This is a genomic window from Pseudomonas sp. 05N432 (assembly GCF_056396945.1).
The window spans coordinates 180,498-202,356 of record NZ_JBFTMM010000013.1 but is presented as its reverse complement, the minus strand read 5'-3'; the positions used below and the strand labels follow the sequence as shown (position 1 = coordinate 202,356).

The 21,859-nt window shown below is 57.9% G+C and carries 15 protein-coding genes and 1 pseudogene; 11 read left to right on the top strand and 5 right to left on the bottom strand.

Features of this window, described 5'->3' with window-relative positions; translation table 11 throughout:
* The 3 genes from AC1DHT_RS15885 to AC1DHT_RS15875 all read left to right on the top strand — a co-directional run.
* Nucleotides 1-405, top strand: a 405-nt coding sequence (locus tag AC1DHT_RS15885) for a hypothetical protein (protein WP_442114792.1), incomplete at its 5' end; no start/stop codon positions are given.
* A 129-nt stretch (nucleotides 406-534) separates the two neighbouring features.
* Entirely contained in the window at nucleotides 535-1,587 is a 1,053-nt protein-coding gene (locus tag AC1DHT_RS15880) for a WD40/YVTN/BNR-like repeat-containing protein (RefSeq protein WP_427537527.1), read from the top strand.
* 24 nt (nucleotides 1,588-1,611) lie between these two features.
* Nucleotides 1,612-3,987 (top strand): efflux RND transporter permease subunit, encoded by a 2,376-nt coding sequence (locus tag AC1DHT_RS15875; RefSeq protein WP_477761396.1) that lies wholly within the window; start codon nucleotides 1,612-1,614, stop codon nucleotides 3,985-3,987.
* Nucleotides 3,988-4,066: 79 nt separating this feature from the next.
* Here AC1DHT_RS15875 and AC1DHT_RS15870 read toward each other — a convergent pair whose 3' ends face one another.
* A complete protein-coding gene (locus AC1DHT_RS15870) occupies nucleotides 4,067-8,737 on the bottom strand; it encodes a dermonecrotic toxin domain-containing protein (protein ID WP_442114791.1) in 4,671 nt (1,556 codons plus the stop codon).
* 119 nt (nucleotides 8,738-8,856) lie between these two features.
* Between AC1DHT_RS15870 and AC1DHT_RS15865 the strand changes: the two genes are divergently transcribed.
* The 6 genes from AC1DHT_RS15865 to AC1DHT_RS15840 all read left to right on the top strand — a co-directional run bounded on the left by AC1DHT_RS15865 (nucleotide 8,857) and on the right by AC1DHT_RS15840 (nucleotide 11,563).
* The gene (locus AC1DHT_RS15865) at nucleotides 8,857-9,147 is read left to right on the top strand and encodes a DUF5629 family protein (protein ID WP_427537518.1); all 291 of its coding nucleotides are present in this window, start codon (nucleotides 8,857-8,859) and stop codon (nucleotides 9,145-9,147) included.
* A complete protein-coding gene (locus tag AC1DHT_RS15860) occupies nucleotides 9,134-10,309 on the top strand; it encodes a lactonase family protein (RefSeq protein ID WP_427537515.1) in 1,176 nt (391 codons plus the stop codon). The genes AC1DHT_RS15865 and AC1DHT_RS15860 overlap by 14 nt, the downstream gene beginning before the upstream one ends.
* Nucleotides 10,310-10,467: 158 nt before the next feature.
* On the top strand, nucleotides 10,468-10,647 hold the full coding sequence (locus AC1DHT_RS15855) for a hypothetical protein (protein ID WP_427537512.1): 180 nt from the start codon (nucleotides 10,468-10,470) through the stop codon (nucleotides 10,645-10,647).
* 211 nt (nucleotides 10,648-10,858) lie between these two features.
* Nucleotides 10,859-10,984: a hypothetical protein gene (locus AC1DHT_RS15850; protein ID WP_427537509.1), complete on the top strand. Its 126-nt coding sequence runs from the start codon at nucleotides 10,859-10,861 to the stop codon at nucleotides 10,982-10,984.
* A 115-nt stretch (nucleotides 10,985-11,099) separates the two neighbouring features.
* Nucleotides 11,100-11,309, top strand: coding sequence for a hypothetical protein (locus tag AC1DHT_RS15845; RefSeq protein WP_427537506.1), 210 nt, complete (start codon nucleotides 11,100-11,102; stop codon nucleotides 11,307-11,309).
* The gene (locus AC1DHT_RS15840) at nucleotides 11,306-11,563 is read left to right on the top strand and encodes a hypothetical protein (protein ID WP_427537503.1); all 258 of its coding nucleotides are present in this window, start codon (nucleotides 11,306-11,308) and stop codon (nucleotides 11,561-11,563) included. Before AC1DHT_RS15845 ends, AC1DHT_RS15840 begins: the two co-directional genes overlap by 4 nt.
* A gap of 95 nt (nucleotides 11,564-11,658) precedes the next feature.
* On the opposite strand, the gene AC1DHT_RS15835 is transcribed toward AC1DHT_RS15840, so the two are convergent.
* Genes AC1DHT_RS15835 through AC1DHT_RS15825 form a run of 3 tightly spaced genes read right to left on the bottom strand, consistent with a single transcriptional unit; the run spans nucleotide 11,659 to nucleotide 17,143 of the window.
* Nucleotides 11,659-12,264 (bottom strand): glutathione S-transferase, encoded by a 606-nt coding sequence (locus AC1DHT_RS15835; protein WP_427537500.1) that lies wholly within the window; start codon nucleotides 12,262-12,264, stop codon nucleotides 11,659-11,661.
* Nucleotides 12,261-15,902, bottom strand: a complete 3,642-nt coding sequence (locus AC1DHT_RS15830; protein WP_427537497.1) for an AAA family ATPase — start codon at nucleotides 15,900-15,902, stop codon at nucleotides 12,261-12,263. Before AC1DHT_RS15830 ends, AC1DHT_RS15835 begins: the two co-directional genes overlap by 4 nt.
* Nucleotides 15,899-17,143: an exonuclease SbcCD subunit D C-terminal domain-containing protein gene (locus tag AC1DHT_RS15825; protein ID WP_427537494.1), complete on the bottom strand. Its 1,245-nt coding sequence runs from the start codon at nucleotides 17,141-17,143 to the stop codon at nucleotides 15,899-15,901. Before AC1DHT_RS15825 ends, AC1DHT_RS15830 begins: the two co-directional genes overlap by 4 nt.
* A 243-nt stretch (nucleotides 17,144-17,386) precedes the next feature.
* On the opposite strand from AC1DHT_RS15825, the gene AC1DHT_RS15820 reads away from it, so the two are divergent.
* On the top strand, nucleotides 17,387-18,730 hold the full coding sequence (locus AC1DHT_RS15820; RefSeq protein ID WP_427537491.1) for a lytic polysaccharide monooxygenase: 1,344 nt from the start codon (nucleotides 17,387-17,389) through the stop codon (nucleotides 18,728-18,730).
* 72 nt (nucleotides 18,731-18,802) lie between these two features.
* Here AC1DHT_RS15820 and AC1DHT_RS15815 read toward each other — a convergent pair.
* Nucleotides 18,803-19,003, bottom strand: a pseudogene (locus AC1DHT_RS15815) (BatD family protein); the annotation flags it as partial.
* Nucleotides 19,004-19,275: 272 nt separating this feature from the next.
* Here AC1DHT_RS15815 and AC1DHT_RS15810 point away from each other — a divergent pair.
* Nucleotides 19,276-21,855: an RHS repeat domain-containing protein gene (locus AC1DHT_RS15810; RefSeq protein WP_427537488.1), complete on the top strand. Its 2,580-nt coding sequence runs from the start codon at nucleotides 19,276-19,278 to the stop codon at nucleotides 21,853-21,855.
* Nucleotides 21,856-21,859: the final 4 nt, after the last annotated feature.

The following is a 21,859-nucleotide window of genomic DNA, read 5'->3' as shown; positions in this document are numbered from 1 at the left end:
GCAAAAAAACGCTCGCCCCAAGCGTACGGCACCTCGCCTAGGCTCGGCGTTCCCTCACTCCGGTGTCCATCAGGGGGCATCGCCTACGGTCTGCTTCGCGACGACCTCCTCTCGATGTGTCCGGCTGCGCCGTACGGCGCTGCGCGCCAACCCCCTGATGAACACCTGCGCTCGGCCTTCCGAAGGGGCGGGTGGATCAAAAGCCGGATCAAGATCAAAGCCAAAGCCAAAGCCAAAGCCAAAGCCAAAGCTCAAACCTTTGTGTCGGAAAATCCCGCTCAATCGCTGGTTTCAGATCATCGCTGCGAATGCCTGGTCATTCAGCGACCGTCCGTTATTCCCCCCCAGTTAACAAAAGATAACGTGGCGTTGATTGTCAGACCTTTCGAAAGCTGGATAGGATAGGTCAGCTTCCGAAGGGGCTCTAGATTGCGCGTTTCAGGACTATGCTCCAAAAACCGTCAATCGCGACGAGCAGCCCTGCGGCGCCCTGAAAGGTTGAACGACCTAACAATAATAATGGGGGAAAGGTCTATGAGTGAGCCTGTCATGGGTGTGGGTTTTTGCCGCCCGCCGGCGTTACGCAGATTCGCGTTGCTGGCTACAGCGCTCTCGCTGTTGGGTTCTGCTGTGCTGTCGGCACCTGTAGTGGCCGCAGATGCACCGGTGTCCGATACGGTCTATTCGATTGAATCCGCGAAGTCCGCCAAGGGCCTGATGCTTGATGTTGCGCATGCAGGCAAGCGATTGGTGGCCGTCGGCGATCGCGGCCATATTCTGTATTCCGATGACCAGGGCCAGACCTGGACCCAGGCCAAAGTGCCCAGTCGGCAGCTGCTGACCGCGGTCTATTTCGTCGATGACAGGCATGGCTGGGCTGTCGGTCATGACGCGCAAATTCTCGCCAGTGAAGACGGCGGCGTTACCTGGATCAAACAATTCGAAGACTTGAAGCGCGAAGCGCCGCTGCTGGCTGTCTGGTTCAAGGATGTCAGCAGCGGTTTTGCCGTGGGTGCTTACGGCGCTCTGCTGGAAACCACTGACGGTGGAAAGAACTGGGCAGATGTCGGCGATCGCCTCGATAACCCGGATCAATACCACCTCAACGCGATCGCAGCGGTAAAGGATTCCGGGCTGTTCATTGTGGGCGAGCAGGGCAGCATGTTCCGTTCCCCTGACTGGGGGCAAACCTGGGAACGCCTTCAAGGTCCGTACCAGGGGTCGCTGTTCGGGGTGATTGGCACCGCCAAACCGGCGACGTTGCTGGCCTACGGTCTGCGCGGCAATCTGTTCCGCTCCACTGATTTTGGCACTACCTGGGAGCAGGTCGAGCTCAAGGCTGCGCGCGGCGCGCTGGAGTTCGGTCTGTCCGGTGCGACCTTGCTTGACGACGGCAGCATCGTGATCGTCGGCAACGGCGGCAGCGTGGTGCGCAGCAGTGACGACGGCGTAACGTTCAGCGTATTCAACCGACCCGACCGCATTTCCGTTTCGGCGGTCACTGCGGCAGGCAATGGAAACTTGATTCTGGTAGGACAGGGCGGCGTTCGCGCTACTTCGCCAATCGGTGCCGAGCTGGGCAAATAATAAGAAGGCGGAGCTATGACATCCATGAGCAGTCATCATCAGGACAAGGCGACGTTTCTCGAGCGCCTGATTTTCAACAACCGCCCGGCAGTGATCGTCATCTGCCTGCTGGTCAGCATGTTCCTGTTCTGGCAGGCAACACTGATCCGGCCGTCCACCAGCTTCGAAAAAATGATCCCGCTCAAGCATCCTTTCATCGAGAAGATGCTCGAGCACCGCAATGACCTGGCCAACCTCGGCAATACCGTGCGTATTTCCGTGGAAGCCACCGATGGCGACATCTTCTCCAGGGAATACATGGAGACCCTGCGCCAGATCAACGATGAAGTGTTCTACATCTCCGGTGTTGACCGCTCCGKCCTCAAGTCGCTGTGGAGTCCGAGCGTGCGCTGGACCGAAGTGACCGAGGAGGGTTTTGCCGGCGGTGAAGTCATCCCGCAGAGCTACAACGGCTCGGCCGACAGCCTCGATCTGCTGCGCAACAACGTGCTCAAATCCGGTCAGGTCGGTCGGTTGGTGGCCAACGATTTCAAGTCGAGCATCGTCGATATTCCGCTGCTGGAGTCCTACCCGGACCCGCAGGACCAGGGCAAGCTGCTGGCACTGGACTACCAGAAGTTCTCCCACGAACTTGAAGACAAGATCCGCAACAAGTTCGAAAAACAGAACCCCAACGTACAGATTCACATCGTCGGTTTTGCCAAGAAGGTCGGCGACCTGATTGACGGCCTGATCATGGTGGTCATGTTCTTCGGCGTGGCGTTCGTCATCACCCTGATCCTGCTCCTTTGGTTCACCAGCTGCCTGCGCAGCACCGTGGCGGTGTTGAGCACCACCCTGGTGGCGGTGGTCTGGCAGCTCGGGTTAATGCACGCCTTCGGCTTTGGTCTGGACCCGTATTCGATGCTGGTGCCGTTCCTGATCTTCGCCATTGGTATTTCCCACGGGGTGCAGAAGATCAACGGGATTGCCTTGCAGTCCAGCGATGCGGACAACGCCTTGACTGCTGCCCGGCGCACGTTCCGTCAGCTGTTTCTACCGGGGATGATTGCGATCCTCGCGGATGCGGTGGGCTTCATTACCTTGCTGATCATCGATATCGGGGTGATTCGTGAACTGGCCATCGGCGCGTCCATCGGCGTGGCGGTGATCGTGTTCACCAACCTGATTCTGCTGCCGGTAGCGATTTCCTACGTCGGCATCAGCAAACGCGCCGTCGAGCGCAGCAAGAAAGATGCAGTCCGCGAGCATTCGTTCTGGCGTTTGCTGTCGAATTTTGCCAGCTCGAAAGTCGCTCCGGTTTCGATCCTCCTGGCGCTGATCGCCTTTGGTGGCGGCCTCTGGTACAGCCAGAACCTGAAAATCGGTGACCTCGACCAAGGTGCGCCGGAGCTGCGTCCGGACTCGCGCTATAACCAGGACAACAATTTCATCATCAAGAACTACTCCACCAGCTCCGATGTGCTGGTAGTGATGGTCAAGACCAAGGCGGAAGGCTGCTCGCGTTACGAAGCCATGGCGCCAATCGATGAACTGATGTGGAAGATGCAGAACACCGAGGGCGTGCAGTCGGCGATTTCCCTGGTGACTGTCTCCAAGCAGATGATCAAGGGCATGAACGAGGGCAACCTGAAGTGGGAAACCCTGTCGCGTAACCCGGACGTGCTGAACAACTCCATCGCCCGCGCCGATGGCCTGTACAACAACAGCTGCTCGCTGGCACCGGTGCTGGTGTTCCTCAACGACCACAAGGCCGAGACCCTCGACCGCGCGGTGCATGCGGTGCAGGACTTCGCCAAGGAGAACAACAAGGAAGGCCTGGAGTTCATCCTGGCTGCCGGGAACGCCGGGATCGAAGCGGCCACCAATGAGGTGATCAAGGAATCGGAACTGACCATCCTGGTGCTGGTGTACATCTGCGTGGCCACCATGTGCATGATCACCTTCCGTTCCTGGGCGGCGACCTTGTGCATCGTGTTGCCGCTGGTGCTGACCTCGGTGCTGGGCAACGCGCTGATGGCGTTCATGGGCATCGGCGTTAAAGTCGCGACCTTGCCGGTGGTGGCGCTCGGGGTGGGGATTGGCGTGGACTACGGCATCTACATTTACAGCCGCCTCGAAAGCTTCCTGCGTGCCGGCTTGCCGCTGCAAGAGGCGTACTACCAAACGCTCAAGTCCACGGGTAAAGCGGTGCTGTTCACCGGTCTGTGCCTGGCCATCGGCGTCTGCACCTGGATCTTCTCGGCGATCAAGTTCCAGGCCGACATGGGCCTGATGCTGACCTTCATGCTGCTCTGGAACATGTTTGGTGCGCTGTGGCTGTTGCCGGCGCTGGCACGTTTCCTGATCAAACCTTCAAGCCTCGCCGGGCAGAAGGGTAACTCACTGTTCGCTCACTGATTCCGGGTGGGAGCAGAAAAGCCGCAACCTCAGGTTGCGGCTTTTTTTATTCGCATGTCGCTTGCGGCTTTAGCGTGATTCAACGCGGTTCAAGTGGCAAGAAATCGCTGTCGGCCAGTGCCTTGCTGATGAAGCCGCGATGAATGTCGATTTTCTGTTTCGGGTCCTTAGCCTTGGCCAGTGCCGATTCGTACGTTTCGAAACGCTGCTCTTTGGTTTTCAGATGTGCCTGGGTGTAGTCGGTCTTGGCATCAGTGAAATTGGCATAGTGAAAGTGCCCATACCACCAGGCTTGACTATCACGGTGCAGCAGGACGTACTCCTGCATGAAGTCCCTGCGTCCGGTTTTCAGCTGAACCCGGTTGCCGCTGACATGCACGTATATTTCGTTACGTCGCAACAAATATTCCACGCCTTCGCTGGTAGGCGCCTGGGCCAAGGTCATGCGGGTACGCAGTTCCGTTGCCTTGTTGTCGAGGGCTCGCGCCTTGTCTCGTAGCTCGCTGACAAGCGCTGCATCCTGTTCCCGGTTTGACGGGGCGTTTTCATGGCGTTCCAGGTTATCGGCATACCCAACCAGTTTTTGCGCTTCGCGTTGCAGTTGCTCTTCGATTTCCTTGGGCGAGCTTGCACGTTGCGCGTAACCATCGATCTTTTTCACCTGTTTATCGACATTGACCATTGCCTTGCGGGCATCGCCTTTGAGCTGCGGGTAGGGGCGCGAGGAAGCTTTGGGGGCGGGTGGTCTGACATCGACGATTTCTACCCAGACATTCGGCTCATGTTCGTGGAAAGACGCCAGAGGCTCGTCTTCAAGAGGGCCGTTGATGTCGACAATGTCCCCGCCCTGGTTGGAAATTCGCGGGCGTATATCGCCGATCAGTGTGCCTTTTGCGGTCTTGATGACCTTCTTGCGGCTGGTCGATGGGGAGGGAGATGGTTCCTCGGGTTGCGGCAGGTTTTGAAGTTCCTCGGCCAGACGGCGCTCGGCATCGACGCGCAGTTGTTCGATGATTTCCCGCAGACGATTGAAGGCTGGCGACTGTAAATCATCGCTATTGAAGATGCCGATACTCTCGAGGCCGTCCTGCGCTTTGTTGTAGTGATCAACCAGGTTGTCCAGCACTTCAATGCGGTCGCCGCGTTCATAGACGTGCAAGCCTTGCAGTTCGGCATGGGATCGGGACAACAGCAGTACAGGATCAACGACACTCTCCAGCGCTGCCGAGGTTTCAGTTCCCAGCGCCTTGACGCTGAGGATACGCAGGATAACCAGTTGGTAGGACTTGACCCTCAGGGCCGTCATTTCATTTTCCGGTCTGTTCTGGCTCAATCGACTCCAGGGTTCGGCACCCAGGCGAGGGATCTGTTTAAGCTCCTGAAGACGGCGGTCTACCTCTTCATAGAACTTGATCATGGTCTCGTTGATCTCGGAAGTTTTGCGCACGTAGTCGAAATACCGATCCATCACCACCAGGCCCTCGGCATTCAGCGCTTCATAGAGCTGCCTGACGCCGCCGCTTAAATCTGCGTAGTTTCGGCTGTTTGCGGCGCGATCCAGATCTGCAATAACCACCTGTTTGCGAGCATTGTTGATGATGTTTTCCAATAAGTTGCACAGTAGCTGATTGTCGGGATCAGTCTTTTTCAGGGTGCTTATCTCTTTGATCTCGGCAATCTGCGTGACGTAGCTTTCGCTCTGCCTGTCGAGCTCAATGGCGAACCGTTGCCTGAATGTCGCGCGCTCTGTCTCGGTACTGGCGGGGTGGTTTCTTTTCAGCTGCATCAGGTTTTCCGCGATATCGACACGCTTTTGCACTCGCTCCTGTTGCTCGAAGAACTCCCGGCGATTGAGCTCCAGCAGGTCGATGCGCTGTTGGTCCTGTTCGCGCTTGGCGGCGATTCGGCTCTTGGGTCCACCCCCGAGCAGTTTCAGCCCCTGGTCCAGCGTCCATTTGCCATCGCCATTGGATCTGAGCTTGATCCCCGGATGATCCGGGTGCTCGGGATGCACCAGATAAACCTCACCGAATCCGGGCGCGATACTGACGCGAAACAGCAGGCCGGCGAGGGTGGCATGCCATAGGCCCCTGATCCGGTACAAACCCTTGAAAGGACCGGTTGCAATGGGCTCTGGTAGAGATTCCGGCCATGGAACCTTGACTTCGAGCAGCTTGTTGAACAGCCGGGCCGAGGCGGAGTCGCGAGCGGTCGACAGGTTGAAGTCCAGCAGGGTATCGCCGCTGCCCGGTGGCTCGGAAGGCAATCCAGGCGTTTCCTGGGTAATGGCTGTCTCGGTGTTGAGTGAGGATTGCCGCAGTGGGCGGCGCAGTGGGTCGAGGGCTACCGGAAGCTCTTTACCCATTCTGTCTGACAACGGCGTATCAACGGCACCGTGTTCACGGGCTACATGCAAAAGCACCAGGCCAATGTTCAACAGTACGTCGATCCAGGCCTGGTTCCGGGCGTTGGCATCCTCACTGTCCAGGGCCGGAAGATCGTTGATCAGGCTGTGGGAGATTTGCAGCATCCAGCCCACCAGCATGGCCGGGCCGCGTAACAGGGGCAGAATCAGGTTGTTGAATACCAGCCAGCCGCCCTCCAGGATGATCGACCAACGACTTTCGGCATTGGACACCGATTGCCGGTCGGCCAGATCGACCAGTGCACGGCCATTGCTGGCGAACAGGCTGGCTAGCAACCGACCGTTTTCCATTGCCGAGAGCCAATCGTTGGCGGCCTCGTCGCCCACCAGAATCGCCGGCTTCGGCTTTTCAGGGCGTATGAACTCATCGCCTGGATGAAAATGAACAATGTGCGGCTCGTTGAAACCGTTGTTGTCATAGACCGGTCGTGCTCGATCGGACAGCCAGGTCAGCACGCTGGTTTGCAACGGACCGGACTGCGCAATGGCGCTCAGCAAGTCTTGACGGCTGGGGTATTCATGCAAGGCCGGTGAGTACAACGGCCGATAGAGAATATGCGGGCCATCGGCATTCAGGTCTTTGGGCTCAATGATGAACATGTTGCTCACCACGTCGCAGTCGGCCCCGGCTTTGCGTTGAAAAGCCAAAGGTCTGATGACGATCGCCTGGTCATCGACGAATCGCTCGGCAGCCAGTGGGTTCATCACTGCGTCGACATACCGGTATCCCCGGCGGGTGAAGCCGTGCTCAGCCTTGATTGAATGCTCAAGGGCCAGCATCGGCAAATGGATGCTCAGCTCCAGGCCGAACAGGCGCGCGCGCTCCTTAGCCTCGGCGCTCTCTGCGAACAACAGGTTTTCGATCAGCTCGGGATAGTGTTTACCCACGTCGACCCGGCTCACCAGATCCAGCAAGTAGGCCTCGGTGGTCCAGTCCTGGATCAATTGATCCGCTGTGTGGCGAATGCTCATCCGGCCTTTGGGTTTACCTGCCAGGTTTTTGATCGCCAACTCGGTCAGGGACATTTTGACCGGTTCGATGTAGCCGCTGCCAAGGTCACCGACCGGGACATGAAAGGTCAGTTCCAGCTCATCGGCATTGTATGCCGGGGCTTGGGGTTGATCCTTCAGCATCTGTGTGTGCAACGCCTTTTTGGCGAAAGTGTGAATGTCATCGATGTCGTCCCGGAACGAGCGCCCCTGGGTTTGCTGCTTGACGCTGGCCATCATCAGCACGTGCTTGCGGTAGGCCATGCGCTCAGCGGTTGCAGCCGTTTGCAGCCACTCGGGAATCGTTGCCTGTACCGGTTGAAGGTGCATCGAACGGGCTGGGTGACCGTTGAACAGCGTGGCGACATCGGTGATCGAATCAACGCGTTTTTCAAGGTCGTCCAGGCTTTGGTCGGCCGGTAGTTGCAGTGAAGCCAGGTCCTCCAGTTGCTGGTTCAAGAGCAAGGCGGCCTGGGTGTCAAAAATGTTCCCGTCGGGCTCAAAGCGTTTCCACGTGATGGTGTCGGTCATGAAGTCCTGTTCAAACCGAGCCCCCCAGGCCAGACCAAAAGCATCCAGGGAAGGGAAGGACTCGATGCTCCCGGTCACGCTGCACAACAACAGGGTCTCACCGCATTCCACGAGTATGTCGGGGCTCTGCAGGCTGACTGCCGACTGACCTTTACTCAGGGTCGTTTGAAGGGTGTAGGCATGGATAACGCCTTTGGACCAGGGCCTTTGAAGGCGTTGCTGTTGGTCAGGATGATCGGCCAGTTCCGTGAGGATGTCGGCTTGCACTGCGTTACTCACCGACAGACGTGTGGCGGACGTCTTCAGGACTCCGGCAAACAGATCTCCCAGCCATTGCCAGCGGCTGGACCCGGTGTCGACGCTCTCGTTCCAATAGCTCGTCAGTGACTCCTGAAAAGCAATGAATAGAATCGTCGGTAATTCACGGATGACGTCTGCAATCACCTGCATGTCGGGCACGCGGGAGGTGCTTTTGCCGACGGTCAACCGGGCAGGGGCCTTGTTGGTCAGAAAACAATCGCGACCGTATTGCTCGCTCAATACAGGAGGTATGTCGCTGGCCAGATACTCCAGCACAACATCCAGAAGCAGTGTGAGACGCCATGCGCCATCCGGGATCGGTTGTGCGACCTTGGTCCGGTCAGGGTCAAAATCAAGTTGAGGGTATTTTTCCAGCAAACCGTCCTTGAGCAAGCGGGAGGTTACCGAGCGCAACGTCGGCCGGGTGCTGAACCGGGCGTTGATCGCGCGCGCAATGATGTGGGTATAGCCCGCCGTAACGGGCGGCGATGCAGGTCTCGACATGATGCAATCCTTTGCATGGAGTTGAGTCTGCAACATACGACGAGGCCGGGTGATGTGTGCGGTAGCCGGCTACCACATTGAGCTATGATGGCGTCTTTCCCATTCAAAGATTGACGACCATGACTGCCGTAACACTTCTCAACGCCCTCGAACACTGCGCGATGGTCGAAATCGACGGCTTGCACGCCTTCGAATTCGCTCTCGACGATAACGACAATCTGCACATCGAATGCATGGACGGCCGAGCGGCCAAACATTGGGAATTCACCCCGGCTCAGGTTGAGGCCGCGACCTTCGATCAAGGCCTGCAGAGCTGGCTGATCACCGGTGATTCCGGCGAGCACCGACTGGTGTGCATGGAAGCGTTCGGTGGTGATGACGAAGGGGACGACGAGCATGAAGATGCGTAATGTCTGGCCACTGTTGATGGCCGGCAGTTTCGGCGCGATGGGGGTGCAGGCCGCCCCCGCTGACCTCCATGAGCTGCTGATCGGCACCTACACCCAAGGCCAGAGCCAGGGGATCTACCGACTCAAATTCGACAGCCAGAGCGGTCACCTCGACGCGACGCCGTTGCAGGTGGTCAAGAGTGCCAACCCGTCGTGGCTGACCTTGTCCAGCGATCAGCGTCGACTGTTTGTGGTCAACGAGAATGGTCCGGGTCAAACCGACCCGGTAGGGCGCGTCAGCAGCTTCGCTGTCGAGCCGAACACCCACGCGCTGAGCCTGATCAGTCAGGTGCAGAGCCTGGGCAACGAGCCGACCCATTCCAGCCTGAGCGCTGACGGCAAGTACCTGTTTGTCAGTAATTACTCGGTGGCCGAAGACCCGGGTGGCAGCCTGGCGGCATTGCCGGTGAGTGCCGATGGCAAGCTGGCGCCACCGGTGCAACTGAGCAGCCATCAGCCGAGCCGGGTCAATCCCGAGCGGCAGATGTCGGCGCATGTGCATTCGACGGTGTCCTCGCCGGACGGTCAGTACGTGTTTGCCAATGACCTGGGCGCCGACAAGATCTTTGTCTATCGCTATGACCCCAAGGCCAATCCGGAACGGCCGCTGACCGCTGCCACGCCGGCTTCGGTTCAGTTGCCACCCGGCAGCGGGCCGCGGCATTTGCTGTTCAGTGGAGACGGCAAGCACGCGTACCTGACTCTGGAAATGAGCGCGCAAGTCGCCGTCTTCGATTATCAGGCGGGCAAGTTGACCCAGCGGCAGATGGTCGACCTGGCAGCCGGCAAACCCCCGGCGCAGAGAGCCTCCGCTGCGTTGCATGCCTCGTCGGATGGCAAGTTCCTCTACGTCAGTAACCGTGGCACCACGAACGAGTTGCTGGTGTTCGCCATCGATCCGGCCAGTGGCGAGCTCAAGGAGCTTCAGCGCCGTTCGGTGGAGGGTGATCACCCGCGTGAGTTCAGCCTCGACCCAAGCGGCAAGTTCATGCTGGTCGCCAACCAGAAGAGCAATCAGATCGTCATCATCGCGCGTGATGTGAAGACCGGTCTGCTGGGCAAAACCGTGCAAAAACTGCCGTTCGACTCACCCAGCGATATCAAGTTCTTCCTGCGTCAATAAGCCGCAGGCCCCGTACGCCGGGGCCTGCGCGGTTCTATTAATCCGAGTGATATCCGCTACTGCTGCAAAAGATTTCAAGAGCGCCAACCCTCGGGCGTAAGTTTGCTTCACGGCCTACACAGGCAAGCAAGCCAACTGAATCTACGAGGGTTACCGCCATGAACTTCAATCTCTTCTCCGTGATTGCCGCATCCGCCATCTCCGCCAGCGTTGCTCTGCCAGCCAGTGCCAGCGTCGAGATCAGCTCGAAAAAATCCGGCACCCACAGCTACACCCAGAAATACCTGCAACAAAGCGCCAACTTCTACGCCGCGCTGGATCACAAGATCCAACACTGAGATTCAAGCCCTGCCGACCTTATGCAGGAGCGAAGTCACTTGATCCGATCGGCGATCCCTTCGCTGGAAAGACCCGAGTGATGTCGCTCCTGCATAAAGCATTTGCGACTCCGCACCCCATTCAGCACAAATACCGCGTGTAATATCACATGGCCATGTGTTTAAATTTGACGCTAATTTATTGACTCAATCTTTCCCAAGGATCGATGACATGGCGATGCGTCTGGCTGTGGTGCTGCTGTTTCTCTATTCCACCCCGATTCTCTCGGCTGCCCGCCCGGTTGACGGCGAGCCTGAAGCCGCGCACGAGCGTTTGATGAGCGTGTTGCAGGACTGAACGTCGTCGGATTTTCGATCAATTAAACTGATAGCTACTATGCATAAAGGTCGCTATTCATAGCAGGCTATTTGATTGATCCTGTGGGCACTGAAACATGCCCACGGAGAATCCCATGGCCAGCGCAATCCTTTCTTCTGCCAAACACGGCGCGTATGTAGCCATTGGTTTATACGTGGCGATGGTTCTGGTGGTCAGCCTCTCGGCCCAGTCGCAGCGCGTCATGCAAGCGCCGATTCAGGTCGCTTATCCCGCCATCCAGTTTGAGCACGCGCAGCACGCCGGCGCTGAGCATTCCGACGTCGCGGGAGTGGTTGGGGTATGAAAGGGCACAAACTGATGGTCGTGGCCTTCCTGGCATTCCTGACCAATGGATCTTCACTGCTCGGCATCGGCCAAGGCTCGGCGGGCTCTCTGGCACGGGCCATCGAGTGCAATCACAACATCGCCCACAACATCCAGACCGCCAAGGCGCTGGGATTGTTGGCGGGTAATCCGCCAGCCAAACCCAAAGCAGTGGTTCTGGGGCCGTTTGAGGTTGATTGCTCGGCGCTCAAAATGTGCAATGCGTTGACGTAAGTGAATGTGGGAGCGAGCCTGCTCGCGATAGCGGTATGACAGTCGATATCAATGTTGAATGTCAGTCAGTCATCGCGAGCAAGCCCGCTCCCACACTAGGTCTTTGCCATGACTGCAGTAAAAAGATCCGACTCCAGAATCCCCTGTAACCAGGCCTGAAGATGCCGATACGGCGTCTGCGCAAACCACTCGCGGTCGACATGCGCGAACTGGCGTATGAACGGTGTCAGGGCGATATCCGCCAGGCTCAGATGATCGGCCACCAGATAAGCTCGCTGTTGCAGCAACTCATCCAGTTTGCGCAAAAACACTTCGCCTTCTGCGCGGTAATGCTCCATGGGGTGTTCCGGGTAGCGTTCAGCGTATTTGTAGCGATTGAGGTGCAGCTTGAACGTCTGATCGTTTGCTTCGATCAGCGCAGCGCCCAGTTGCTGCGCCGCAGGATCGTCCTTGAGCAACCAATCCTGCGGGTCGTTCTGTTCCAGCGCCCACTGCATGATCTCCAGGCTTTGCTCGATCACCCGACCGTCAAGGCTCAGCACCGGCACGGTGCCCTTGCTCGACAGCGCGAGCATCTGCGGCGGCTTGGCTTTCAGGCTGACCTCGACAATGTCCACCGCCACTGCGCTGTAACGCAGCGCCATGCGTGCGCGCATGGCGTAGGGGCAACGGCGGAAGGAGTAGAGCGTCGGCGTGCTCATTTGACCTCCAGCGTGCTCAGGCCATTGCCTTGGCGATGAACCTGGATCTGCACCGGGATTCGCTCGTGCATTTCCTGTACGTGGGAGATCACCCCGACCTTGCGACCTTGCGCCTGCAAACCGTCGAGGGCGTCCATTGCCAATTGCAGTGACTCCGGATCGAGGCTGCCGAAGCCTTCATCGATGAACAGCGATTCGATTTTCAGCGTACTCGAGGCCATCGAGGCCAGGCCCAGCGCCAGTGCCAGCGACACCAGGAAGGTTTCGCCGCCCGACAGCGAGTGCACCGAGCGCAGTTCGTCGCCCATCTCCGTGTCCATCACCAGCAAGCCGAGCATGCTGCCACCACGCTTGAGCCGGTAGCGGCGCACCAGTTGGCGCAACTGGGCGTTGGCGTGATGCACCAGCAAATCGAGGTTGTAGGCCTGGGCGATCTTGCGGAAAGTGTCTCCGGTGGCCGAGCCGATCAAGGCATTCAGCCGTGCCCAGCGCTGCCACTCGCTGTAGGCCTCGCTAATGCGTTGTGCCAGCGCCTGATTGGCGTCCTGACGGCGTTGATCTTCGGCTTGTTGCGCACGCAGTTCGGCGCAGAGCTGTTCGCTGATCCCGAACTGGTTTTGCAGCTCGCCGAGGGCGGTGGCCAGTTGTTCGGCATCAAGGTTGCCATTGTGCTGCGCCTGATGGCTGTGCAGGCGCTGTTCGCGTTCATGCACTAGCACCTTGGCTTGCTCGATGGCTTTTTCGCCGAGTTGAAGCTGTTGGCGCAACTGCGTGACCTGCTCGTCGCTGAACGCCAGTAACTGCTCCAGACCGCCATCGTCCAGTTCAGGATGAAGGGCACGCCATTCGGCGATCCTGCCGCTCAGCTCATGACTTTCGGCTTCCAGCGCGTGCTGGCGTTGTTGCTCCGCCCGGAGCTCGGCGGCCAGTTGAATCTGCTGGCTGCGGACTTCCTGCAAGTGCTGATTGGCCAGCGCTTCGGCCTGTCGAGCCTGTTCGACGGCCTGATCCAGTTGCTGTTGCCACTGCTCGGCGCTCGGCTGCTCGCCCAGCAGTTCGGCGAGTTTCTGTTGGGCGGCGTGTTGCTGCTCGGCGAGTGCGCTGAATTGCAGCTGTGCGGCTTGCAATTGCTGCACGCGTGTCAGCTGCCGGTCCTGTTCTTTCTCGAGGGCTTGCTGACGCTGTTGTTGTTCGCTGAGCTCTTCGCGTTGCAGTTCCAGCTGTTCCAGCCGCTGGGCGACCTGCTGATCGAGTTGCATGAAGGTCGCAGCGGGCTCGTTGCGCAAACCGTCAAGGATCGCCGCCGGGAGCAGGGCGCTGAATGCTGCCAGTTCTTCTTCAAGGCGCTGGCTGTCGTTGCTCAACTCGCGCTGCTGGATCGTCAGTTGCTGGGCAGCCTGCTGGCTGGCCTGGTCGGCGGCTTGCAGCTGTTGCTGAAGACGTGCGGCGTCTTGCTGCAAGGTGAGCAGGGCGCTTTGTCGTTGTTCGTCCTGGGCAATGCTCTGATTCAACTGAGCGCTTTGCTGATTCAGCCAGGCGTCGCGTTTGCCGGTTTCCTGGGTCAGCAACTGGGCGGCCAGTGGGTGCGCTTCAAGGCTCGGTGTCAGGCTCTGCTGCTGGGTTGCCAGCAGTTCCTGTTGTTGCAGCAGTTCTTTTTGCTGGGCAATCAGCCCGCCGACCTCGGTGCGCAGGTCCGCGAGTTTTTCCTTGAGCCGGTCAACGGCTTTTTGTGCGTTGGCCTGTTCGCTTTCATCGTGCCGGCCGAGGCTTTGCAGCAACGCTTCTGGCTGATGATAAGGATGCTCGACGCTGCCGCAGACCGGGCACGGTTGATCGTCCTGCAACTGCCCGCGCAACTCTTCGACACTGGCACTGCGCGCCAGGCGCTGACGCTCCAGCAGTTCCCGGGTGACTGTCAGGGTTTGCTCGGCGACAGTCAGTTCGGCTTTGGCCTGGACACCTTCGCGGGTCAGGCGTTCGCGTTCTGTCTGGACGGTTTGCAGGCGCTGCTGCAGGTCCTGCGTGCGCGTGTCCAGCTCCTGCTGACGAGCCCACAATCGCGCGAGATCTTCGATGGCGCGCTGCTGCTTGCGGTTGTCTTGCAGCAGGCTGCCGAGGATCTGAATCTGTTCGGCAACGGCCGCAGGTTCAGCGCCGGCTTCGCTGTAGAGCAGCTCCAGGCTTTGTCGCTGAGTGTTTAGTTGGGTTGCGGTGTCGGCCGCCCGTTGCTCCAGTTCGAGCAGTTCAGCCTGGCCCTTTTTCAGGCGATTGCCCACCAGCATCAGTTGCTGCAAACGCTCGCGATAGGCGTTCCAGGCGTCACTGACGGGAGCCAGTTGGAGGCTCTGTTCCAGCTGCGTCGCAATCGTTGCAAGGCGTTCGGCAACCCGTTGTTGCTGTTCGAGCATTTGCGCGATGGCTTGCTGGCCTTCGGAGCTGGCCAGTTCGGCGTTGTGCTTGAGTTCGGCTGAGGCGTTGATGGCCTGAGTCAGGCGCGCGAGGTTGCTCTGTTCTTCGAAGGCCTGACGCAGCAGCGGGGCGTTGTTGCTGTGCTGGCTTTGGGCCTGGATCAGCGCGGCTTTTGCGGATTCCAGGCTGGTTTCGAGTTGCACCTGACGGATTTGCAGCTCGCTTTGCTGTTGAGCGTGTTGCTGAATCAGCGCGGCCAATGGGCTCAGTTGCGCGCTCAGCTCGGTTTGCCGGGCAAACTGATGCCGCTGCGGCGCCAGTTGTTCCAGGCGCGCCAGGTTCAGCCGTTCGCCCGCCTGGGCGTCCCACGACTGTTGAGCCTGTTGCAGTTGTTCAGCAGCGGCCTGTTGCTGGTCCTGCAACTGCTGCAGTTCTTTGAGCCAGGTGTTTTGCAGCTCAAGCTGCTTGAGCTGTGCTTGCTGGTTTTTGAGTTGTTGCTGGGCGTCGTTGAAGCGCTGATCGAGTTCGGCACGGGCCTCGGGCTCAAGCGGCGTGACGCCAGTGGCCTGGTCTTGCAGCAACTTGTGGGCTTCGCGGGTTTCCTTGCTTTTGTCGAAAGCGCGTTTGCCCAGGCGCGTGTAGAGCGCGGTGTCGGTGAGTTTTTCCAGCAGTTCGCTACGGTCGTTGTCATCGGCCTTGAGAAACGCGCTGAACTCGCTTTGAGCGAGCATCACCGCGCGGGTGAACTGTTCGAAGTTCAGGCCCAGCACGGCTTCCAGTTGAGTCTTGTATTCGCCTTTCTGGCTGGCCAGCAGTTGATCGGTGTCGAGATCACGCAGGCTTTGACGGCTGGCTTGCAGCTTGCCGTTGGCTTTTTCGCGGGCGCGATTGGCTTCCCAGCGCGCGCGGTAGCGACGGCCGTCGATGCCGACAAAGTCGACCTCGGCATAGCCGTCACCGGTGCCACGGCGCAGCAGGGTGCGCGGGTCGCCCGTGGCGATCTCGCCGTCTGCATCCGGTACCTTGGCGTCGCGTCCGGTGTTGTTGAGGCGCGGCACTGCGCCAAACAGCGCCAGGCACAGGGCATCGAGCAAGGTGCTTTTACCGGCACCGGTCGGCCCGGTAATCGCAAACAGACCGGAACTGGCCAGGGGTTCGGCAGTGAAGTCGATTTCAAAGGGGCCCGCCAGCGAGGCGAGGTTTTTCAGGCGGATCGCGAGGATTTTCATGGCTGTTCGCTCTCCTGCTGAACGTCTTGCAGCAGCACCGCAAAGTCCTTGAGTGTTTGTTCGTCGACCGCGCTGCCGTAGTTATCGAGCCAGGCACGGCTGAATAATTCTTGTGGCGTGAGCTGGTCCAGTTCGACCAACTGACCCGTGTCATCCGCGCCGTCTCGACTGCCATTGCCTGCGTATTCGGCAGCGATTCGCACCAGCCGCACGGCTTTGCCTTGCAGCGCGGTTTCGATCTGTTGGCGCAAGTCCGGCTGCGGTTCATCGAGGCGTACGCGGACCTCAAGCCATGGTTGGCGCTGGAGATCGGCCAACAGGTCGATATTCGGCAAATCCGCGAGCTGCGTCAGGATTTCACTGAGCGGAGCAGGGCCCAGGCGTTGCAGGTTGACCGCACGGGGGATCAACCGGGGTTCGACGCTGAGCAGCGTCTCGCCGTCGAGCGTGATGTCGAGAATCTGATGCTGATAGCCGATTTCGGAAAACGACAACGGAATCGGCGAGCCGCTGTAGCGAATGCGCTCCTCGCCGTTGACCTTCTGCGGCTTGTGCAAATGGCCAAGGGCAACGTAGCCGATACTCGGGCCGAACAGGCTGGCGGGCAGGGCTTCGGCGTTGCCGATGATCAGGCTGCGCTCGGAGTCCTCGGACACTGATCCACCGGCCATGTGCGCATGGCTGATGGCGATCAATGCCTGACCGGGTTGACGCTTGGCATTGGCGGCTTCGATCAGCCATTCATGCACCTGGCCAATGCCGCGCAGGTAGTTGTCGCCCAGGTGGGCACCGGTGACTTCGGCGGGCCGCAGAAACGGCAGCGCCAGGCACCAACCGGCGATTTCACCCGAGGCATCGGGCAGCGGAATCAGCAAGCGTTCGGCGTCCAGTTGCCCGTCATCGAGCCACAACACCCGGCCCAGCGCGTGAGTGCGCAACCGGCGCATCAGCGGCGCGGGCAATTCGATCCGCGAACCGGAGTCATGATTGCCGGCGATCATCACGATGGTCAGCGATGGCTGCTGCTCATGCGCGCTGACGATGAAGTCGTAGAGACGTTCCTGGGCTTTGACCGGTGGATTGACCGTATCGAAGATGTCGCCGGCGATCAGCAGCACATCAGGCTTTTCCAGCGCCAGCTGACGCAGCAGCCAGTCGAGGAAACAGCCGTGTTCAAAGTCGCGCTCCTGGCCATGCAGGTTTTGCCCAAGGTGCCAGTCGGAGGTGTGGAACAGACGCAAGGCAAACTCCGTAGGAAATAAGGTGATGGCCGCGGGAAAAATGATGGCGGCTAAAGGGGAGGGAGTTTACTGGCAAATGCTTTGGGTTGCTGAGGGGCTTCTTGCAGATCGCGGAGGTTAATAACCGACCAATGACGCGCTGACCTATTACTTCTAACAGTATTCGTGGCGGAGGGCGGAGCGTTTAATGGTGGCGGAGGGTATGGATCCCTTGCAGTGATTAAACAAATGTGGAGAAACACTATGTCACAGCGTAGCTCGAACACGATCAGTCGAAGCAATACACCGCGTCACGGTCATGTCTTTTCTCCCGCCTCACGGGCCTATTTTGCCTGGCAGGAAGGGAAACTGGATGAGGGCGCGCTGAATCAGCGGGAGTCCGGAAAGCATTTCCCGCAGACCGCTGGCGGCTTGAAGGATCCTTTGGCTCTGGACGATGTGCTTAGTGCCACGCCACCTCTGGATGGAATGATTGCCAGTGCGGGGCAGCTGACCGGTGCGTTTCTTGATCAGCCCGGTGACCACTGGCAAAAGCACGAAGTGTGTAGTGGCGAATTATTACCTGTCTCATGGAACTTTACTGCAAATCACCCCGCAAGACGCTGGGAGTATTTCATAACCGAAGAAGATTGGGATTTCAGCAGGCCCCTGGCGCGCTATCAGTTCGGCGCAAAGCCGTTTTATACGGTGCAAAACAGTTGGCAACCATTCTGGAAATATCCAGATGAATTGATGCCACCTTCCCCTACCGAACATGAAGTCCCGCTACCCAAGCGTGAGGGCTACCACGTGTTACTGGCTATTTATGTCGTTGCCGATACGGGGATGGCTTTCTATCAGGTAATTGATCTGCTCTTTGAGACGTCCGACGGAGGCGAACGTCCCGACACACCGACCGGGCTGACGGCCAGTGACGTTACTGACAAGCAAGTGGTGCTGACGTGGGACAAGGCAGTCACCCCCATTGCCAAGTACCGTATTACACGAAACGGGATCAGCATTGTCGATATTGACGCAACGCAACAGACCTGGACCGATAACAGCGTGGCGGCCGGAACCCGATACAGCTATTTTATTTCCGCAATCAATAATGAGGGCAAGGTTTCTGCGCCGAGTCGGGCCATCGACGTGCATACGTTGACAGAAGATGGAGCACCCACTGCCCCAGTGAATCTGCACAGCATGGGCCAGACTCCGTACAGCGTCAGACTGATGTGGGGTGTCTCTACCGGCACAACTCCGATTACCCAATACGTCATTTTCCGTAACGACCATGAAGTCGACCGCGTAGACGGCGATAAGACCTCGTTTGAAGATCCAGGCCTGACGCCAGATACCACCTACGAATACTTTGTGAAAGCGCTCGACCAGAACGGCAAACTGTCGTCATCCAGTAACGCTCTGGGCGTCAGAACCGAAGGGGGAGGAGGGGATTATCCGGCTTGGGAGCTGAATGCGAGGTATGAAAAAGACGCACGGGTCAGCCATTCGGGGAGCAAGTGGAGGTGCATTCAGGCGCATGTTTCGTACGTGTCGGACTGGGCGCCTGGTGTGGGCGACAATGTGCTTTGGATCAAACAACCCTGACCTGCGCACTGGAACAATCATCCTGAAGGTGATTGTTCCAGGTTGGTATTTGTAGCAGCTGGCATTCGATGTTTATTTCGGATATAGCGGCGGCAAACCACTGTCACCGACCGGATCATGGACCCGTTCGGTGATCGGGATGGCGCGGATCGCGCGCCAGAGTTCTTCGCCTTGCCAGTAATGCCCGGTTTCGCTGTAGAGCGCGCCGTTCAAGCCGTCGAGTGCGTCGGACAGCGGTACGAAGCGTGCAGCCATGTCGGCCTGATGGACCGGGTGTGTCTGCATTACGCAGAGATCTACCTGTAATTTCTGACAGTAGGCGTCGTATTCCTACTGTGTTATTCAAAGCCATGGACAACATCTCTGTAGATCGCTCAACTCCCACTCTGACAGTCATGGACCCGCGTGGTCTGTTGAGTCGGGAAGTTGCTTACTGCCGCTCGGAGTCTGGCCAGGTGCCCGACTCGCGGATTACCCGGCATGCCTACGATGCAGCCGGGCGAGAGATCGCTAGTTGGGATCCGCGCTTCTGGAAGGAGGCTGCAATGGGGGGCAAGCAAGTTCCCAACAGGATCACTCTTTACACACTTCACGACGCTGTACTGTCAACGCAATGCGTCGATGCGGGGCTGCGCCTGGCCTTGCCAGGCGCAGCCGGGCAACTACTTCATTCCTGGGACAGTCGCGCCAACCAGCAACAGATCGAGCACGACTCGTTACTGCGCCCTGTTACCGTACGTGAACACGCGGCAGGTCAGTTACCCAAGGTGGTGGAGCGCTTTACCTATGGCGATTGCGGTGACGAAGTCGCGGCCCATAACCAATGCGGTCGGCTAATTCGACATGATGATCCTGCGGGCACCTTGCGGTTATCCGAATATAGTTTGTTCGATACGTGTCTGGTGGAAGCACGGCAGTTCCTGAGCGGTCTGGAGGCGCCGGACTGGCCTCCCGACATTTCACTGCGTGATGATCTCTTGGAAGACGGTAAGGGTTTTATCACTGCTCAGACCTTCACTGCTACAAATGAGATGCAGACCCAGATCGATGCAATGGGTAACTTAAGGATGTTCGACTATACGGTGGCCGGCGAACTGAAAGAAACCCGGCTGCAACTGGCGGGCTCTGATGAGCTGCCGCGCTTGCTGGTCGGCTCTATTCACTACAATGCCCTTGGTCAAATCGAGAGCGAAACTGCCGGCAATCGCGTGGTGAACAAGGCTTTTTATGGCGCTGACGATGGTCGTTTGATCCAGCTCCTGGCCGGTATTCCCGGCAGTGCTCCTCTTCAGAATCTGAATTACTGTTACGACCCGGTGGGAAACATTGTCAGTCTTGAAGACAAGTCTCAGTCGGTGCGCTATTTCAACAATCAGCGTATCGATCCGATCAACTGCTATCGCTACGACAGCCTTTATCAGCTGGTCGAAGCCAGTGGCCGGGAGGTCATCACTCCTGGCTACGGACTAGCACTACCAGCGTTGAAGCGCATGCCGTTGGATTCGAATCAACTGCGCAATTACACTCAGTCGTTCCTCTACGACGCAGCCGGCAATCTACTTTCCCGCCATCATAGCGGCGCACCGACGTTCAATATGAGTACCTCCAGTTTCAACAACCACAGCCTGGCTCAGCGCGAAGATGGATCTCTACCGGACGAGGAGGAAATTACCAACGGCTTCGATGCCAACGGCAACCAGCAGGAGTTGCAACGCGGCCAGGCCATGAGTTGGGACGTTCGCAATCAACTGAGTCTGGTGACGATGGTGAAGCGTGAGGATGGGGCGGATGATCTTGAGTGCCATGTCTACGACCGCCCCGGCCATCGTCTGCGCAAGGTGCGCCTTACTCAAGCCGGCAGTCGTATCTTGCGCGCTGAGGTTCGTTATTTACCGGGACTAGAGATTCATCGTGACGCGGTAACAGGCGAAGAGCGCCAGGTGATCAGCGTCGAGGCCGGACGCAGCCGTGTGTGGGTATTACATTGGGAAACGAAGCCGCCCGACGGCATAAGCAATGATCAAGTGCGCTTCAGTCTGAGTGATCACCTGGGTTCATGCACGTTGGAGCTGGATGAGAAAGCCGGACTATTGAGCCAAGAGGGTTATTACCCGTTTGGCGGTACGGCCTGGTGGGTGGGTAGAAGTACGTTGGAGGCTAAATACAAAACTATTCGTTACTCAGGAAAAGAGCGGGATGCGTCCGGACTTTACTACTATGGGTATCGGTATTACGCACCTTGGTTGTGTCGCTGGATGAGCCCTGATCCAGCAGGCACGTTATATGGGCAGAATTTGTACAGAATGGTCGAAAACCGACCCACTACGCTCGTTGACATGTATGGCTTGGAACCAGTACCGCCGAGTAGCGCATACCAATCCTTCTGGCAGGAGGGTTTGAGGGCACGACTTGATAGCCTGGGTGACTCCAGTCAAGCGGCGCAGCGTTTTATAAAGGATAGATTTAAGGCCCACGAACTCGAGCCTAATTCTCATGAAGTCAGTTCAACATATTTCCATCAGGTAGGCGGTCATAGTTATGAAAGTTGGTTCGTGAACGAATTCCATGAAGATATTTGGATTTTCAAACAGAACTATAAAACCAATCCACCTCGCAGGGACATTTCCGGTTCCGGTGAACCTGACAGGTTCCATGCCAGTGATGTTGCCAGATACCAATATGAATTGGTCGCCAGCCAGCGTAGCTTTTTTGGCAAGCTACCTTCCGTGATCAAACGAGAGAATGTCATGAGTTACATCGCTCTCGCTAATACGGTGAGCACTGGGAATGATGGGAAAGACTTGATGAATGTTTTTTTTACCAAGACGCCTAATGGAAAAAGCACGATGCGGATAATGGAAGACTTCGATCTTGAACCCGTTAGCGTGGAAAGAATTAAAGGGCCAGAGGGGAGGATTGATTTTCTGATTCGTGTGCAGCCCAAAACGATCAAATTGTCGGCTCGACAGGCGAATGAGGTGGACAGTGAGACATCTGTCCAAAATAGCCATGAACCACCTGAAAATTCACGTTACTTCGAGGCGGATATATTGAAAGGCTCCATTCGCAGAGGGTCCATAGATATGGAACGAGTGGAGCGCAGGGATAGTTACCGGCGATTCTGAAAAT

Coding starts and splice junctions, on each gene's coding strand:
- AC1DHT_RS15880 (WP_427537527.1), top strand. CDS start 535: ATGAGTGAGCCTGTCATGGGTGTGGGTTTTTGCCGCCCGCCGGCGTTA.
- AC1DHT_RS15870 (WP_442114791.1), bottom strand. CDS start 8,737: ATGTCGAGACCTGCATCGCCGCCCGTTACGGCGGGCTATACCCACATC.
- AC1DHT_RS15865 (WP_427537518.1), top strand. CDS start 8,857: ATGACTGCCGTAACACTTCTCAACGCCCTCGAACACTGCGCGATGGTC.
- AC1DHT_RS15860 (WP_427537515.1), top strand. CDS start 9,134: ATGAAGATGCGTAATGTCTGGCCACTGTTGATGGCCGGCAGTTTCGGC.
- AC1DHT_RS15855 (WP_427537512.1), top strand. CDS start 10,468: ATGAACTTCAATCTCTTCTCCGTGATTGCCGCATCCGCCATCTCCGCC.
- AC1DHT_RS15850 (WP_427537509.1), top strand. CDS start 10,859: ATGGCGATGCGTCTGGCTGTGGTGCTGCTGTTTCTCTATTCCACCCCG.
- AC1DHT_RS15845 (WP_427537506.1), top strand. CDS start 11,100: ATGGCCAGCGCAATCCTTTCTTCTGCCAAACACGGCGCGTATGTAGCC.
- AC1DHT_RS15840 (WP_427537503.1), top strand. CDS start 11,306: ATGAAAGGGCACAAACTGATGGTCGTGGCCTTCCTGGCATTCCTGACC.
- AC1DHT_RS15835 (WP_427537500.1), bottom strand. CDS start 12,264: ATGAGCACGCCGACGCTCTACTCCTTCCGCCGTTGCCCCTACGCCATG.
- AC1DHT_RS15830 (WP_427537497.1), bottom strand. CDS start 15,902: ATGAAAATCCTCGCGATCCGCCTGAAAAACCTCGCCTCGCTGGCGGGC.
- AC1DHT_RS15820 (WP_427537491.1), top strand. CDS start 17,387: ATGTCACAGCGTAGCTCGAACACGATCAGTCGAAGCAATACACCGCGT.
- AC1DHT_RS15810 (WP_427537488.1), top strand. CDS start 19,276: ATGGGGGGCAAGCAAGTTCCCAACAGGATCACTCTTTACACACTTCAC.